The following is a 17,680-nucleotide window of genomic DNA, read 5'->3' as shown; positions in this document are numbered from 1 at the left end:
GAAGCATAATTACTATCGATAGAGTGAATCTGACACTTTAGCCAATTGGTTTAGGCTCCCCCTATAAATCACGTGATTTAAATGTTCGAATCGCTATAAAAATAGCTGCTAACACATATAAAACAGCATAAACAATCATCATGTTACTCGGTGTTGAAACACTCCCGAACACGCCTTGTGAGGCTATTGATAAAGGATTGTCTGCTGAATCAAATAAATAAATTGTCATTTTACGATACATCGTATCAATTGGGAATAAAAGGCTTGCAATTATGCCCATGTTCACAAGTGCTGTTTTGTGTGCCAATGTACCGATTTGTTCAACAAATCCGCCAATAAATCCAGTTCCGTATAAAATAATTAACACAATACCAGCATTTAATGTCGCCATACGCGTGCTTAGTAATATCGCTATGCTAATTAAAATAACGGGCTGCAGCAAGAAAAGAGCCAATGCTTTTATAATCTGTGCGGCCGTGAAGTCTAAATGAAACGCCGTGCCTCCCATTGTTTGATGGATGAGCACGATACTTATAAATAGAAAAGCTGCATACGCAATTAGTAAGCAACATAAGCCGATCCATTTCCCCATTAAAAATGAGAAGCGTGAAATCGGTCTCGTTAACCATGTATCAATTTGATGACTTTCAATTTCATTGGCAATACTGCCAACACTACTTAAAATAGCTAACAACGCCGTAATAAACGAAGAAAAATATAAACCAATGCCAAGAAGTTGTGTAGAAAAGAAACTCTTGCTCATAAAATCTTGAGCTGTCGAAAGACCGCTAGATTCTCCTGGAATGATTTCACTGACGGCGTAATGAATGGCCACTCCATAAAATATTAAAAAGGCAAAAGTCATACATAACGTAATGGTAAAAATACGCTTTAACAGGATTTCTTTAAATGATAACTTGGCGATTGTCCACATGCTGCGTCCCCTCTTTCTTATTTACCCAGTACATAAACACATCTTCCAAATGCGGGTGAACCGGATTTAACTGATATACAGGAATATGTAATGATACAAACGCTTCTAACAATCTAGGAATGTCGTCTTCTTGTTGCAGCGTTATAATCGAACGTTTACGATTTTGCTGTTCTTCTATCTTCCTTACATTTTTAATAAACGAGGGCAGTTGTTTAAAAAATAATTCGCTCTTTTCACCAAGTGTTACTTCGACTTCCGTTTGAATCATCACCAATGAGCGCCAATCTCCTTGTACAATTAACTCTCCCTTATTAATAATCGCCACGTGATCACATAGATGTTCAATTTCATTTAATAGATGGCTGTTTAAAAATACTGTCTTCCCTTGTTCACGAAGCTCTTCCATTAAATGACGTACTTCTTTTCGCCCAATTGGATCAAGTGCTGATGTTGGCTCATCTAAAAAAATCAATTCCGGATCAGAAAGCAGGGCACAAGCAAGTCCGATACGCTGCTGCATTCCTTTTGAATAACCGCGAATCTTTTCTTTTTCCCTTCCCTTTAGACCAACTTTTTCAATAACCTCATTCATTTTTGCTTTCCGCTCTCGAAAAGGAAGATCGCATAATTTCGCATGCGTTTCAAGTAACTGCCATCCAGTCAGCCAATCAGGATAGCGAAATAGTTCAGGTAAATAGCCAATGCGCCGTTTTGATTCAATTGTCCCAATCGGGTGTCCTAACATTTGCGCCGTTCCAGAATCCGAATGAAGTAAGCCTAGCATCGTTCGCACAAACGTACTTTTCCCGGCACCGTTAGGACCGATAAATCCGAATACAGTACCGCGCGGTACCTCTAATGAAATGTTGCGGATACCGCCTTTTCCGTTATATTGTTTTGTTAAGTTCTTCGTTTGAATAATCCAGTCTTGATTCATGTTTTACCTCCGCCCTATACAGGAACAGAGCCGCTCCTTTTTGCGGAGCCGCTCTTGTTCAATCATTATTTTAATTCATTTGCAAGTTTAATAAGATCACTTGCATTCATATCTTTCCCCTGCTCTTTATGTTGCTCGATCATGTGCATTTTCCCGTCTTTCTCCCAAATCAGCACATTTTCATATTCTGTATTATATAAAACGGCCTTTACTCCTTGAACATTTGTCTCTGATACTTTTGCATCTTTTGCTACATAAGGAATCGGCAATGTATGTGTCCAATCTTGAATACCTGCAAGTTGCGTTTTCACATTCCCAGGAATAATTGGAAGCTCTAAAACTGTTTTTTGTAATTTCGTAACATCTACACCTTCTGGAACAGAAATTTTTGGTGCATCAATCACATTATAAGAAAAACCACTTGATGTTCGATTGCCCTCAGTTTCTATTTGTGTACGTACTGATTCCGGAACTGTGATAGAGAATTTCTTACCATTCAAAGCACTTTCAAACTGAGTATTGCTTTGGAGTTGTTTCAACAATTTATTTGCTTTTTCTGTATCGAGTTCAAATTGCATAATAAACGACGGAGTCACATCCACATTCGTTACACGGTATCCATTTGGCACTTTTGGAACAGCATATCCAGCTTCTCTTGCTTGCTGTTCCGACTGAAAATGAGCATCTTTTTTGCTTCCGTTATCTTTGATTCCTATTTTCCCAATTCCTTTAATGGACTTTTCTCCTTCTTCCGTTTTAGAGATCCATCCTTCAATTTCACGTAAGTCCGAATCTGTAAGTTGAACGAGCTGCACATCCTTTACTCGAAAAATCGATAACAAGCTACTTGCTCCTGCTCGTACTTCTGGAACTGTTAAAGACACACACACAACTGCCGCCGCTGCTGCTGCAGTAATCCAACGTTTAGATGATTTCTTCATATTATGCCATCTTCCCTTCTTTTTACTTTCTTCACTATTTCTTTCTTCTGTTTTATGATTTTTGACATTCTGTTCAAAGGTTTCCCAAGCTTGATCAACATCGATATCAATTTCTTGGCTAACGTTTGTATATTCATCATCCACTACAACTTCTACCCATTGATTAAGCTTGCTCATTTCTTCTAACGCCTTTTGACAGGCTTTACATTGATCAAGATGCTGAATATATTGCTTTCTGTCATCGCGGTTTAATTCTCCATCTAAATACGCCTGAATAAATCCAATATCTTGGCATTTCATTTGTCATTCCTCCTTGACCCCTCTATACATCTTCCGAAATTTTGCTTTCGCTCGTGCCAGCATTGTTCCAACCGAGGATACTTCAATGTCAGTAGCATCGGCGATTTCTTTGTATTGAAATCCTGAAAACTTCATTAGCAAGAGGGTACGTTCACGCTCATCCATTTCTTTTAATGTACTTTGTACACGAGTAATTTCTTCTTTTTGAATACATTGTTCTTCTGATGACGGACTGCTAATTGAATGTTTATCATTTGCTTCTTTTTTGATTCTTGCTTGATGCCTTTTTTCAGATCGCAAATAGTTATATGCCGCATAAATGGATGCCTTTGCAAGCCATGCTGATAAACTTTCAATCTGTTTCCATTCTGTATGATATAATTGCAAAAATACTTCTTGCGCTAAATCTTCAGCAATTGCTTGATCTCGCACAATCCTCATAATTTGTCTAACAACGTGAACATAATATTGCTTAAACACATCTTGAAACTGTATATGTGAAACTGAATCTTGTTCATATATATTTAACAATGAAGCTTTCACCCCCACTCTTTTCTTCCTCCTTATTAAGCACTTTCACTATAAAGAAACCACAAATTAGCTATTTGTGACAAAAAAATAAAAAATATTTTCTTGTAACGGTTCAGCCCATGCCCATCAACTTAAGAACGGAAACAAAATGAACTTTCGTTCAAATGAATTAAAAAACTCTTAAAATACTTTTTGTCCTTAAAAATGAGCATGCCAAATAAACCTCAATCAATCAAATTTCAAAAATTATGCAGCTTTCTTTTGTTTTCCAAATCCACTATACTCATAGACAACACCCATAATATCAAAGACTGTTTTCTTCTCATATCGATGAGATTTCCGCCCATTTTTCTGTAATAGGTGGTATAGGCGGATTAGAATTTTTGTTATTTCTTGGGTGTCTTTCTGTATAGCTTGATACAAAAGATATAAATAATCTTGGATCATCCCTATCGCTTTATATTCGCTTAATTCTCTTTTCTTCTTTTGCAAAAGAAGTTGGCGCATTTTAAACATAGTAGAGGTACACAGGAAAATAGCGATTAGCTTTCCATATAATTGGCACTCTAATCGTTCCTGTTTTACATGACGATAATGGTCTATTTTGAAGAGTGATTTCCACGTTTTAAAGACAATCTCTATTTGCCAACGCAAAGTATACAACTCATGTACTTGTTCCATCGGAACCCATTCCCAAGGTGTATTCGTCACGTACACGTTTAACCCCGCTATAATTTTACTTTTCTCTGAGTACGTTCTATTTTTTGATTTTTCTTTTTCAGCAATCTTCGCTCGTCGTTTTTGAAGTTGTTTTTCTGTTAATCGATTAAAAATGACGCGTGCAAACAGTTGTTGTTTATCACCAATATAAGCATTTTTTAATTCAAATGTTTCTCCAGGTTGTAGTTGTTTCAAAATCTGTTTTACATCGATTTGTATGTATTCCGATTGTTTCTTAATTGCACCATTTTTAAAGTATTCTAGGTTTGGATTTTTCACATATACATTCGTGTTTAATTTTAAACGAGAAATATAGTATGTACCTCGTTGATCCATTTGATCTAAGTCTTCCAATGAAAAATAACCTAGATCACGAATACATAAATCTCCTGGTCGTAAGGTATCTAGGCACTCCGTACCAAATGTTTTGTCATTATTTTTTCCAGGTCCAACTTGAAAATTAAGAAATTCCCCACTGTGCAGATCATATTCTAATTGAATTTTGATTCCGGCTGTTTGGGCACATCCTCCAGCGCCTGGATATAACATTCTCTAAAGCATTGGGTACTTGAAATACGGTGGCATCTAGGATGCGAGTTCGTTGGAAATAAGAGAAAAGATGGTTAGAAATTTGCGTTTGTTCACATACTTTTTGTTGTAACAGTAAAGAAAAAATATGTTGTAAAAACAAAACTGCTTTTGTATTTAAGCGTTTATTTAAGCCCTCAGGGCTGAGTAAAGTACCTGTCGCAGCATTAAGCCTACTACATAATCGAACCAAGGGATCACTTGCCACCCGTTGACTTACCCAAATACAAATAGCAGCTAAGTCTGAGCCAGAAAACTTGCGTTTTCGCTTTACAAACCCAAGTTCTCTTGCAAGTTCTTCTAAAAATACAGGTGTAACATATCGCTGTAATTCTTCCGCAAATGGTTGTAGTTCATCTTGAATCGAGAGATTCATAAGAAAACGTCATCCTTTCTAATCTAGCTTGTTTAGAAAGAATAACGTTTTTTAGTACTTAAGAGTATTAAAATCTCTTAAGTTTATGGGCATGTATGGTGATCCCTATAAAGGAAACGCAAAAACATTTCTTATAAAAGAAGAAGCTATTACAGAAATTCTGGCTGTATGTAATCCGGAAGATGCAGTCTTAGTAAAAAGGACAAGAGATGTTCTCATGTACGAAAACACCTCTGTAGTCTACAACTATTTTTAACAGTCTAAGACTTTTTTCTATAGTCTAAAACATTTTTTTAATCAAATCCCCCTAGGGATAGTCACTCTATCTAGAAACCTAGAAAAGTCACTTCAGAAAATCTGAGTTTACTTTTCATTCACATAATCTGTATTATCTGAAGTTAATAAAGTATGTTACAATCTCTTCTGTAAGAACGTTTCCATAATATCCTTCTTGAATCTTTCATAATCCAACTGAAAAGCTACATTATGCGTTTTATAGCCTGGATTAGTCACAAAACGAAAGTCTGCAATACTTTGACCAAATCCTTCTCCTTGATCAGGAATTACTTTAATGGGTACTCTTGAAAGGCTAACAGCCTCTTGATTCAGCAAATACCACACTGTTACAAAATCATGCATAGGACTTCCGCTTATACCGGGATTAGACTTGGAGTAGAAACTATAATAATAGTCTAACATAGGTTTGATGATGAGTCCTGCAAGATCCTGTGTATTCTGATGAAATGCATCGATTTGTTGGACCATTTCGGGTGTAACAATTGCATGTTGAGTTACATTTAACGGGATAATTGTCAAGTTCTTCGCATGCTGCAGAATTAAGTTTGCTGCATAAGGATCGGCGTAAAAGTTAGCTTCAGCTACAGCAGTCACATTACCTGGATAAAAAAAAGCTCCGCCCATGCAAATACATTCCCTTACGTTCCGCATTGTTTCTAAATTTAATACAAAAGTCGTAGCTAACGAAGAAAGTCTTCCCAAATTGATAATTGTAAGATCTTCTAAATTTGAATGTATAACTTGGTAAATATCATTTAAGGGATAAACTGGATAAGAAATTTCAGGAGGAATGATAGGTCCTAATCCGACTTTTCCATGTACCTCGGGGAAATACTGAACCAATATACCTGTCAACGGTACAGAAGCACCAAGGAATACAGGTATCTCTTCTCTTCCTGCAATGTACTTCAAATAGTTAATATTTCTGATAACATTCTCTCTTGATACATTTCCATAATCGGCGACAATCCCTACAAGTTGAATATCTTTACGAAAAAAGGTATACAAAATAGCAAACGCATCATCAATTCCCAAATCTGTAAATAGGAGAACTTTTTTTTGCATATATCTTCCTCCAAAATTTATAGAATCCTATTTTCACTAAGGATGTAGTGAGTAGGATAGGCTTGTACGTATATATTTTATGTATTCCTAAAAAGTGAATTCTATTCATATGTAGTTATCATAAAAACAATTATTGGTATAAAAATGTGACTTACATAGCCAATCATTATCGTAGCAGACAAAAAAGCTCACTTCTTATCTTTTTTCAAATAAGAAGCTAGCTTTGTCGTTTTTGGGGTGACTTGATTTCTTAAGTTGATGGTGATGAATGGTTCAGCCTAGTTTACTAATAAGAAAAAGAACAAATTTGATATTAGTGATAATCTATAGTTTGTTGCTATGCTAATGTTTGTTTTTTCAACTATACATACCACTCGTTAACATAGAAAAAGCTAGGAAAACATTCAATAAAACAAATGAATCTTTTCCTAGCTTTTATTCATAGTACTGTATCTAATTCTTCAACTTTTAAAAATCGATTGTTCCAAATGTTTTCGTGATGTTTAATAATAGTTTGTGCTTCTAATACTGTACTAGTTATCGTACTGTGTGTATTTTTATAAAGAATGTTATTTTGATAACCTAAGCTATAAGCAGCTCGAATTGTAGTATCCAGACAAAATTCTGTTTGAGCTCCTGCAAAAATAATTTGCTCAATTTCTTTCTCTTTTAAGTAGTTTAATAGCTCTGTTTGATAGAATGAATCCCATTTCGTTTTTTGAATAACTTTATCTGAAGGAGTTTTCACTAGCCCCTTATGTAATTGCCACCCATCTTTTCCTTCAAACATTTCATCTGTTTCCCCTGTATCTGTATGTTGAATGAAAATAACTGGGATATTCGTCTCATGAGCTTTTGTGATTAATCTGTTTATATTTGTAACTACCTGTTCCTTGTCGTACAAAAAATTTTGCGGTTCATGAAAAAAGATCTCTTGCATGTCAATAACAACTAAAGCTTGCTTCATTATCGTTTCACATCCTATTCGTTTCTTTGCAATTATAACATTTTATTTCAAAAGGGTTCTACACTTAAAAAGAGACTCCGTAACCCCAGCTCAGTACAAAAAAACATATTGAATCTAATAAAATAAGTAGGCAACTATGAAAGTCCCCTACTTATTACCTTTAGCTATTCTGCTTTATACAGATCAACGCGCTCAACAAAACCATCATAAAAGTATGCATACAAAGTATAGTTTCCACGATGATATGCAAGTGCCTCGCCATCCATACCCACTTCTAGGCCATCTGGTTCGCCAAACCATTCTTTTAATTCTCTTATAGATACATTGACTGGCATCCAGATTCTGCTAACTTCTGTAGGAAACATATCAAGACCGTAACCGTTGTAAATTGCAGTATTAGGTGAATCGCATTCTGTACAACCTGCTTCCCGCCATTCGTCCGGTGCACCAAATTCTCTTTTAACTTCTGAGAAATCTTTTCCAATCACATCAAACCCAAAAGGTCCTAATTTTCCTTCATTTAAAGCAGTTTGTAAAGTACGTTTTATGTCTATTTTGTCTCCTGCAACTTCCGGCTTCATTGCGCCGCTTGAATCAAAATAATAATCTGTTCCGTTAATTGTTTTAAAACCTGTTAGCATAGACCCATTGTCCTTTAAGTAGTACCACTGTCCATTTACTTGTTTCCATCCCGTTTGCATAGATCCATCTGCATTTAAGTAGTACCATTTCCAATCCACTTGTTTCCAGCCAGTTTGCATAGATCCATCTGTATTTAAGTAATACCATTTTCCATTTACTTGTTTCCAGCCTGTTGCCATAGATCCATCTGCATTTAAGTAATACCATTGTCCGTTTACTTGTTTCCAGCCTGTTGCCATAGATCCATCTGTATTTAAGTAATACCATTGTCCGTTTACTTGTTTCCAGCCTGTTTTCATCGCACCGCTATTCTCTAGGTAGTACCATTTTCCATTGAGGTACTTCCAACCCGTTTGCATTGCGCCACTTTGGTCTAAGTAATACCATGAACCATTTATGAACTGCCATCCCGATGTTTTCTGTCCACTTTCGTTATACAAATACCACTTCCCACTTTCTTGCTTCCACGACATTCCATTTTCAGCGGCAAATACGCCTGCTACATTTGCGAACATAGCCAATCCTAAAATACATGCTGCTAATCTCATTTTCATTTCTCTTCCCCTCCCCCTTCCATATCATTTTATCACACAACATTTTCCATATATACCCAAACAGAAATTTATTACCCTCAAATATTAAAATCTATTAATACGAAAAAATACCGAGCATTCTGTGCTCGGTATTTTTCAAATCCTATTCTTCTTTCAGAAGAACAATTTCTTTATACAATTGAGAGACAATTTTATTTTCAATCAAAATTTTTTCAAATAACTATGGTATAAAAACAATTACATCATTGTTATCTCTTCATTTATATTTGACGCTCCATACGCGTTGCACCAATCCAATAAGAAACAGCCAGCATTGCTTAATCACTGTGATGAAAATTCCCCGTTTTTGGAGGGTTTACATATTTGTCGTTCACTTTTACGCCCACTCCCTGGTCATAAACCATTTTTCCGCCAAAGTACCCTACAGAAAGGATAGCAACAGAGCATATTACTGAAAGTAAACAATACACAACAAGTATAGACTTTTGAAACTCCTTTCTTTTAATAATAAAGAAAGTACGAAAAGCAACTACAAGAAACGCCAATATAGTAGTAAAATCCGCTAAGTTTTGATGATACTCGAAAATATTTGTATTTCCTCTCGCATCCTCTTCTGGACCTGTGCCAACCGCAATCCAAGCAAAAATAAAAGCAAGCATCCATAACCAATAACCTTTTCTAGGCGAAAGCTCCCGATGCGTAATAATCCAAAACAAATCGTAACACGTAGCCATAATAATTAATACAATAGGAAAATGTACCATGATGGGGTGAATATGAGAAAACACTTCCTGAAACATCTTTTTTCCTCCTCTAGAAAAAATGTATATCAATAATTCTATTATTTAATTTTTAAAATTTCTTTAAAAATACAATTCATATTTTTGACGAAAATAACTTTTTTAATCATAATGAATCAACTGATCAAAATGTTCTTCTTTTTAATGCCTCACCACATTGCTATCAAGCTAAGTTTTAACAGCTAAAACTATTACTTGCATATCAAACAAAAAGGGTTCCTGACTTAGTATCGAGAACCCTTTTTGTTTTTCCGGAATATATTTCTTTTAAAATTTTAGGAGTATGACTCATAAACAATATGTAATTTTGTTTTTTCGTTTTAATTAAAATCCGATTCGTTGTACCGTATGGTGCACCTATTCGAATTGCATCAGCCTTTTCGCCGCCGTAAGTATCATCTTCGGTAATTTCAATAATTTCTTCCAATGGAATATTGACTGTTGCAAACTGCCACTTAATAATTAATTCTTTTTCCGTTTTTTTAACATCAATCCCTGCCATAAACATATAATCAGAACCTTCCTGTTAATTTCTTTTCAATTTCATTTTAAAGGAAATTCCTTTATTTATCATTATATGTTTTTATTTCCATATTTCTCTTTTGCAATAAAAAAAGCATCTTATCGAATAAGGTGCTTTTTTTGTATTCTTATTTTAGTTTTCCTACTTCAGTTAACACAGCATCTAAATCTTCCGCTGCTTTATTTAGAGTTTGTACATCAAGCGGTTGGACCTTTGCACCTGCTCCAATTGTATCAAGCGGTGTTTCTAATTTCCCATATAAATCAGCATTCTTTTCTTTTACTGTATCTTCAAATGTTTGCCATGTTTTCTCTAATTGTTCTGCATCGTCTTTTACTTTAGCAGCATTGTTTGCCTGTAATTGAGCTTTCAAATCGCTCACGGTTTGTTTCATACTAGCTGCTCCATCAGCAATGGAGATTGTTTTTTTCTCAGACGCCTGCTCCGTAGTTTTCGTACTTTCAGCTTTCTTTTCTCCTTGCGTTCCGCAAGCCCCTAATGCTAGAGAAGTTGCTACTATAACCGGTAAAATTAGTTTACGAGATTTCATATTGTTTCCTCCTATTGAGCCTGTTTTTGTTGTTGTGATTCTAACTTTGTATCTTTTTTCTTATTCCATACTGCAAGTATTACCGCAGCAACAAGAAGAATTACTTGTGGGATCGTACTTTCCCATGATGGATAAATCGCGAAAAAGTCTATAGTTGGGATTGAAAGGTGCGTAGCTGGCAATAATCCAGCAAGTTGCAAGCCATGAATACCCATTCCTGTGAATTTAAAGCACAAGTAAAACATAAGAATACTTGAAACTAAGAAAAATGGACGCATCGGAATTTTCAAGCCTACCTTTAAAATTAAATACGATAGGATGATAAGTGTCACTGCTCCAATCGCAATACCCATTAACAAACTTGATATTTTAATGGAAGATGCCATACCAATGAAAAACAATACAGTTTCTGTTCCTTCACGAAATACCGCAAGGAATGACAAGATCGCTAATGACCATAGACTTCCTGTATTCAATGCTTTTGTACTTTGGGTACGAATATACCGTTGCCATTCTGCAATACTAGATTTACTATGAAGCCAATAACTCATGTACATCAGCATCACTGCAGCAAATACTCCCGTCCATCCAGCAATGAGAAAGTTATTACTTCCAAATGCTCCTGCGGAGAAAAGCATATTTACAATCACACCGAGAATGATACTAACACCAAGCCCTGTTCCAACACCAATCCAAATCCATTTGCTTTTTTCTTCATGTCCGGCCTTTTTCAAGAATCCGAGCAACGCTACAACGACCAATAGCCCTTCCAATCCTTCTCGTAACAGAATAGTAGTTGCATCTAACATGTTGTAGCTCGTCTTCTCAACAAGCGGTGCTAAGTAATTCCGCATGTCTTCAATTGTTCGTTTAGCCCCTGCTATATCAGGAGAATCGGAAGCAAGCATAGCATACGAAGTAACCATATCACGCTCAGCATCTCCGTATATTTTTGAGGACTGCGTCAACACTACGCCCTCTACATCCAACCATGAGGAACGGAATGTCTCAATATCCTTTTTCGCTCCTTCAATGTCATGTTTGTCGATTTTGGAAAGTGAATCATCTAAAAGGGTAATCAAACTAGCCACGTCCGCTTTTTTTGTATTTCCCTCGTCTTTTTGAGTAGATGTAGCAGAGAACTTACCGGCAATAAATTTATCGTTTACGTCCTTTAGTTTTTGAAGTGCTGTCTCTACTTTGTCTTTATTTGCTGGTTGCTGAGCAAACGCAAATTGCACCTGCCCCATTGCATCTTCAATATCGCGATATGCTTCTGAAGATTGTTTTTTGATTCCCTCTTCAATGGAAAGCCATGTCGACCTAAAGGCTTCATATTGTTTGGAAGCTCCATCTATATCTCCTTGTTGTACAAGCTGAAGTGCTTGTGCAACCGGTTTATTTGCTTTTCCTAAATCATCTGCCGCTGTTGCAGCAAACCCACGGAATGGCAAACTTATGAAACCTAATAATACAATTAGTAAAAAGGTATGTACTTTCCACCTCATGTTAATCCCTCATTTCTATATATCAGAAATTTTCCATTAAATGTAACACAAATAATATTGAAAATCATTATCATTTAAATCGCTAACAAAATTATAGGGTTTTATATTTCGAATGTCAATCATATTCTTTGCATTTATCCTCTGCATAAAGTTACCACATGATTAAAGAAAAATATTTCTATTTAAAGCACGCAATTAGAGTGTTTATTCAGTAACCATAAGTCCCTAGATTTACCATAAATAACATAAAAAAATACCGAGCAGTATATGCCCGGTATCTTCCAAATTCTATTCTTCTTTCGGCAAAACAATTCCTTTATACAATTGAACGGTAATGAAATAGTAAATCGCGTAAATGACTACGAAAATGACAAGTGGAAGCCAAATGCGGAAGTACGGATCAAGTAAAATAAAACCGAACATTTTCATCCCAATTAACACGTGTACAATTCCCACAATTGCCGGGAATAAAAATACTAAGAATAACTCTTTATAAATGGACTTCGTTAATAGCTCACGGCGCACGCCGATTTTACGAAGCATGTTATAACGTGTAATATCTTTTGATGCACCAGAAAGGATCTTAAACATTAAACAACTTGCCATCATTGCTAAGAAAGCAATTCCTAGGAAGAAGCCCATAAATACGGTTCCGCTCGCAATGCTGTAAAAACCTGTATACATCGCATATTTCGTTGATAAATCATCAGCTTTTATATCTTTATATTTCGCTAACTCCAATTCATCAAGTTTTTTCCATTCATCTTTATGTGCTATAAAATTATCTGTTTTTCCAATGAAGGCAATTCCTTCTTTTCCTTGCACTTCATTGTACATCTTTTGATCAACAATTTTCATCGTGTGGTCACGGTATAGGTGGAATGGCTGAATATTTCTTAAAGCCTCGTCCCATTCTTCTGGAATTGCCACTGCTTGTTCTGCTTTTTCTTGACCATAGCTAGAAATAGCACCTACAGGAAGCTCTCCCGAAGCACGTTTAAATTTACCAAAGTTTTCTTTCCCTTTACCTTCATGTACTAACGGGGGATTTTTTTCTAAATCCTCTTTTAAATAGTAAACAAATTTATCATCAACTTTATAACGATATTCGTTTTTCTCATTGAATGTAATACCGTCTAAAATTTTCTTCTCTTCTGCTGTTGGATTATGGATAGCTGTATCATAAATCGCAAAGCCATCAACTGTCATCATTACATTATTTTTAAAAGCCATACCGCCAGAAATGGCACCTGCACCGAGAGCAACTAACATTGCTACAGTTGCTAGTACTCTCGTTAAGCTGTTAATACGGAAGTTTAGCTGTGCAAATGTAAATGCGTTAAGCCCTTTTTCGCTTCGTTTTTTATTACTTTTCAGCTTTTTAATAATAAGTGGAAGAACAGAAGCAAATAACATATACGTTCCTGATGTTATTGTAATGAGCGCAATGATGATACCAAATTGTTGTAACTTGTCCATATAAATCATAGAAGCATAGCCGATTGCTAATAAAATAATTGCAAGAAATGCGACAACACCAGTCATTTTTCCTTTTACAGCAACGCGCTCTGCTTGTGCATCTGCATGCACAAGCTGCAATACTGAAATACGTGATAGTTTAATACTATTCAAAATTGCTGATAACACAAATAATGCAAAGAAGAAGATACACGTAACAGTCATGGATGGAACATAAAATCCATGATAGCCGCCTGCAGTAAACTCAAGCTGCTTCATAAGCAGCTGCCCAATTCCTTGCGCCAGTCCTACACCAACTGCAATCCCGATTACAAGAGACGCTACTCCTATTACGATTGTTTCTATAAACATAAGCAATGTAATCTTATGTTTTTTTGCTCCTAACATCATATACATCCCGAACTCTTTTTGGCGAAGAGATAATAAGAAAGAATTTGCATATAAAATATAGAAGAACGTTATAATGGCTAATAAAAATGAACCTGCTTGAAAGACAAACCCAATTGCTGCAATAACAGAGTTTGATTCAAGAAACGCTTTATTCATTGCAAGCGTTTGAAACATATAAAAAATAGAAATTGACATAACAAGACCAACAAGTAAGACAATATAGTCTTTCAGCTTACTTTTCAGTCCCGACATGGAAAGCTTAAATAACATGCTTGAACCTCCTTTCTTATGCTTTTTGTGTGCCTAGATCAGCAAGCACATCTAAAATTTCTTTATAGAATTCTTCACGTGTACCACCGCGGTGAATTTCTTTATATAACTCTCCGTCTTGAATAAATAAAATGCGTCGGCAATAACTTGCACTATACGGGTCATGTGTAACCATCATGATCGAAACACCTTGTTCTTCATTTAAGTTTGTCATCGCATCTAAAAGACTTGTTGCGTTTTTCGAATCAAGCGCTCCTGTTGGCTCATCCCCTAAAATAATTGCTGGTTCATGTACAAGCGCACGTGCTGCTGCTGAACGTTGCTTTTGCCCGCCAGAAACTTCTGAAGGGTATTTTTGAAGAATTGCTGAAATCCCTAACATTTCCGCTACTTTTTCTACTTTTGGACCAATCTTTTTAGAAGGAACGCCTTGCAGAGAAAGCGGCAATGCAATATTTTCATAGATTGATAGATTCTCTAGTAAATTAAAGTCTTGGAATATGAATCCTAGCTTTTGTGAACGGAAATCAGATAGTTCCCCCTGCTTCATTTTCGTAATATCCGTACCTGCAATTTCAACAATGCCATCCGTCGCTTTATCTAAAGTTGAAATGACATTTAATAAAGTGGTTTTACCAGAACCAGATGGCCCCATAATCCCAACAAATTCCCCCTCTTGAATGGAGAATGATACGCCTTTTAATGCATGTGATTGGCTTTCGCCTTTTTTACCATATACTTTTTGAACATTTTTTACGTCAACAACTGGTGCTTTCATATATATCCTCCTGTACTTTGTTTTCCTGTTCCTATTTTGCTCTTTTTGGACACCCTCTGCCATTGATTAAACTTACATTTAACTTACATTTTTGTAAGATATACAAACGGCTCCATATGTTACATGTAAACACGTAGCATATGGAGCCGCTTGTTATTTTAAGATATATATTTTTATTTCACGTAATAAGGTTACATTACAACTGTGTGATTTTTCCAACGCTTGCACTTGGATCTACATGTAATGTACCGCTATATTCAACCTCATCCACATTGCAGTTTGGACCAATTGCTATATGACGGCCAGACACAATTGATACATCTGTTTTACTTAAAGTGATGTCGTTTCCTTTTATCGTTTTACAAACAATTCTTTTCTTGATCCCTGGGATGAAACTTGTAAGAGATAAAAATTTACGAGATGGCTCTAACCTGATTATATCTCCTTCAACATTTTGCAATCCACTAGGTGCTATAAATCCTATTTCAATCTTTTTTGCTTGTAAATTTCCATTTACTCGAACAGCCCCTTGCACTGTGAGTGTTTCAGCACACACATCTTCCTTTATCGATAAAGTACCCGATGAGTGTATATGTTTTGCCTGTATTTTTCCTAATTTACAACTACCGGTGTTTTTTATTTCGTTAATTTGAGATACCCCTTCAATCTTGCATGTACCAGAATTGCTAAAACTTTCAGCAATTAAACTTCCCCGAATTGTGCAGTCCCCGATTATACTAAATTCATTAGCCTGCACATCCTTTTTAAAAGATGCAACACCTTTCACATGGACACTTTCGGCAATAACTGGTTGTGAAAAAGATTTACTTCCAAATACATTGAGTTTCTCCTGTGCATGATTAGCTCTTGTCTCCATAGTATTTTTCATCTCTATTTCCTTCCCTTTATTTTTTCCCGTCGTGTTGTATAAAAGCCTCAAGCATGTAAATATTTCCCTCTACATCAAATATACACATATTACCATTCCGAACGCAAAAAAGACAGCTGAGATCAGCTGCCTTTCTGTTCAAATTTATCTTATTTATTAGCGTTAATTTCTTGTTGTAGTTTCTGATTAGAACTTTGTAATTGTTGATCAAATTTTTCTAATGCGGCATTAATAGCTGTTTTGTCTTTCTTTTGAACAGCTGCTTTCAATTCTTTTTGAATACCACGTTCGCCTTGTTCTTTACCTTTATCATGATCTTTATCTTCGTGTTTTCCAAATATCGCTTCTAATTGCTTATGCGCTTGTTCTTTTGTTAATTTTCCATCTTTTACTTGTTGTTTAATAGAATCAATTTCTTGTTTATGAGCTTCGTAAAAAGCTTTTCGTTGTGTTTTCTCTTGTTCCTCTTGTTTTTGGAAACCAGCTGTTTTGTGCAATTGTTGCTCTAAGTTTTTATGTGTTGCTAAATCTTGTGTAAGTTTCGTTTTCAAATCAGAAGAAGCGTATTGATTAATGATATTCGTAAGCTCCTTCTCATGGTTACCTTTATGGTGGTGTTCTGCTGTTTCATGTGTAGCTGATTTGTTAGATGTATTGAAATGATTTATCACTGCACTTCCAGCTGCTGGAGTCAATATTGTCGCTGCTAAAATAGGTGCAATCAAACTTGATCTTAGTTTCATTTGAAATTCCTCCTAAAATACGTAATGATGTTACAAGTAGAATTATCGGACAGGTTCCTTAACTTTTCCTTAACTTTTAAAAAGTGCAAAAAATAATAGAGGTCCTGACACAAAGTTTTCATTTTTTTATTAATTGGGAGTAAACAAGAAAGACTGACACAATACAAGATGCATTGAACTACCCCAACCTATCGTTTCGCGCTTGAAGTAGGGGTCTTACTGCCCTAAAATAGCGGGATAAAGTGAAACTTCCATCAGTGGGGGTTTTTTTCATCCCCCACTGATGGTTAGTTGAACCAATCGGGCTTTTACGGGCAGTTATCCCTCACCTATCTTCCTCGTTTCTCTCTGAATCTTGAGGTGAGAGTCTTACTGCCCGTTAATGCGGGATAAAAAATAAAACCAGGTCATACTTCGACCTGGCTTACTCTGATTGCTTTGATTTTTGTGGTTGCCCTTTTTTACGATTTCTTTGTTTCGCTTGTACCACTGGATCTAATTCGTTTGAAAACTCGGCATTATGTCCGTTTTGCGTTTTTTGCTCTGGGTTATTTTGATCAGAACGTTTTGCCATTTATTTTTCACTCCTTATTAGTGCGGTGTAACGATCATTTGATGCTGCAGCTGTTGCACCGCAAGACGAGCACGATATAACTGATCGCGCTGCTCAGCATTTGCAAAGTGCTCCATTGTTTCGATTTCTGTATAAGCCTTTTCCAATTGTAGCTGTGCATCTGAATAATTCATCTTATTGTAATGTTCTTGTCTCATGCCCACTTCTAACTGTTGTTTTGCGTATTCCATCGCTTGTTCTGCTTCATTGATGCATCGTTCAATTGCGCTACGCTCTGCCATCATATTTCCTCCTTGCCTTTCATTTCTCCATTAGTCTATCCCT

The 17,680-nt window shown here is 35.9% G+C and carries 16 protein-coding genes and 3 pseudogenes; all 19 read right to left on the bottom strand.

The genetic code is table 11. The features are described 5' to 3' along the window. Positions 1-61: 61 nt before the first annotated feature. A complete protein-coding gene (locus ACFQZ1_RS17040) occupies positions 62-934 on the bottom strand; it encodes an ABC transporter permease (protein ID WP_377883393.1) in 873 nt (290 codons plus the stop codon). Next, the gene (locus ACFQZ1_RS17035; protein WP_377883392.1) at positions 906-1,871 is read right to left on the bottom strand and encodes an ABC transporter ATP-binding protein; all 966 of its coding nucleotides are present in this window, start codon (positions 1,869-1,871) and stop codon (positions 906-908) included. The genes ACFQZ1_RS17040 and ACFQZ1_RS17035 overlap by 29 nt, the downstream gene beginning before the upstream one ends. A gap of 65 nt (positions 1,872-1,936) precedes the next feature. Beyond that, on the bottom strand, positions 1,937-3,112 hold the full coding sequence (locus ACFQZ1_RS17030) for an anti-sigma factor family protein (RefSeq protein WP_377883391.1): 1,176 nt from the start codon (positions 3,110-3,112) through the stop codon (positions 1,937-1,939). 3 nt (positions 3,113-3,115) lie between these two features. Continuing rightward, entirely contained in the window at positions 3,116-3,661 is a 546-nt protein-coding gene (locus ACFQZ1_RS17025) for an RNA polymerase sigma factor SigX (RefSeq protein WP_377883390.1), read from the bottom strand. A gap of 228 nt (positions 3,662-3,889) precedes the next feature. Then, positions 3,890-5,327, bottom strand: a pseudogene (locus ACFQZ1_RS17020) (IS4 family transposase). A 411-nt stretch (positions 5,328-5,738) separates the two neighbouring features. Further along, positions 5,739-6,689, bottom strand: a complete 951-nt coding sequence (locus ACFQZ1_RS17015) for a nucleoside hydrolase (protein ID WP_377883389.1) — start codon at positions 6,687-6,689, stop codon at positions 5,739-5,741. A gap of 439 nt (positions 6,690-7,128) precedes the next feature. After that, positions 7,129-7,656: a cysteine hydrolase family protein gene (locus ACFQZ1_RS17010; RefSeq protein ID WP_377883388.1), complete on the bottom strand. Its 528-nt coding sequence runs from the start codon at positions 7,654-7,656 to the stop codon at positions 7,129-7,131. 164 nt (positions 7,657-7,820) lie between these two features. Further along, a pseudogene (locus ACFQZ1_RS17005) lies at positions 7,821-8,291 on the bottom strand (S-layer protein); the annotation flags it as partial. Between the two features lie 3 nt (positions 8,292-8,294). Next, positions 8,295-8,771, bottom strand: a pseudogene (locus ACFQZ1_RS17000) (hypothetical protein); the annotation flags it as partial. Positions 8,772-9,169: 398 nt separating this feature from the next. Next, the gene (locus ACFQZ1_RS16995; protein WP_377883387.1) at positions 9,170-9,652 is read right to left on the bottom strand and encodes a DUF2231 domain-containing protein; all 483 of its coding nucleotides are present in this window, start codon (positions 9,650-9,652) and stop codon (positions 9,170-9,172) included. A 202-nt stretch (positions 9,653-9,854) separates the two neighbouring features. Continuing rightward, positions 9,855-10,154, bottom strand: a complete 300-nt coding sequence (locus tag ACFQZ1_RS16990) for a SunI/YnzG family protein (protein WP_377883537.1) — start codon at positions 10,152-10,154, stop codon at positions 9,855-9,857. Positions 10,155-10,302: 148 nt separating this feature from the next. Then, complete coding sequence (locus ACFQZ1_RS16985) at positions 10,303-10,725, bottom strand: hypothetical protein (protein WP_377883386.1); 423 nt, start codon at positions 10,723-10,725, stop codon at positions 10,303-10,305. A gap of 11 nt (positions 10,726-10,736) precedes the next feature. Beyond that, complete coding sequence (locus ACFQZ1_RS16980) at positions 10,737-12,233, bottom strand: FTR1 family iron permease (RefSeq protein WP_377883385.1); 1,497 nt, start codon at positions 12,231-12,233, stop codon at positions 10,737-10,739. A 288-nt stretch (positions 12,234-12,521) separates the two neighbouring features. Next, positions 12,522-14,372 (bottom strand): FtsX-like permease family protein, encoded by a 1,851-nt coding sequence (locus tag ACFQZ1_RS16975; protein WP_377883384.1) that lies wholly within the window; start codon positions 14,370-14,372, stop codon positions 12,522-12,524. Between the two features lie 16 nt (positions 14,373-14,388). After that, complete coding sequence (locus ACFQZ1_RS16970) at positions 14,389-15,150, bottom strand: ABC transporter ATP-binding protein (protein WP_377883383.1); 762 nt, start codon at positions 15,148-15,150, stop codon at positions 14,389-14,391. Between the two features lie 196 nt (positions 15,151-15,346). Next, positions 15,347-16,039, bottom strand: coding sequence for a hypothetical protein (locus tag ACFQZ1_RS16965; RefSeq protein ID WP_377883382.1), 693 nt, complete (start codon positions 16,037-16,039; stop codon positions 15,347-15,349). Between the two features lie 149 nt (positions 16,040-16,188). Further along, complete coding sequence (locus ACFQZ1_RS16960) at positions 16,189-16,782, bottom strand: hypothetical protein (RefSeq protein ID WP_377883381.1); 594 nt, start codon at positions 16,780-16,782, stop codon at positions 16,189-16,191. 424 nt (positions 16,783-17,206) lie between these two features. Continuing rightward, positions 17,207-17,356 carry a hypothetical protein gene (locus ACFQZ1_RS16955; protein WP_003208774.1) on the bottom strand — a complete coding sequence of 50 codons (150 nt, stop codon included), beginning with the start codon at positions 17,354-17,356 and terminating at the stop codon, positions 17,207-17,209. 17 nt (positions 17,357-17,373) lie between these two features. Next, complete coding sequence (locus tag ACFQZ1_RS16950) at positions 17,374-17,637, bottom strand: YtzC family protein (protein ID WP_377883380.1); 264 nt, start codon at positions 17,635-17,637, stop codon at positions 17,374-17,376. Between the last annotated feature and the right edge of the window lie 43 nt (positions 17,638-17,680).

The organism is Bacillus sp. CGMCC 1.60114, assembly GCF_042676365.1.
GTDB lineage: Bacteria > Bacillota > Bacilli > Bacillales > Bacillaceae_G > Bacillus_A > Bacillus_A rhizoplanae_A.
Note: the sequence above shows the minus strand (reverse complement) of the source record. Positions and strands in the feature narration are given on the sequence as shown.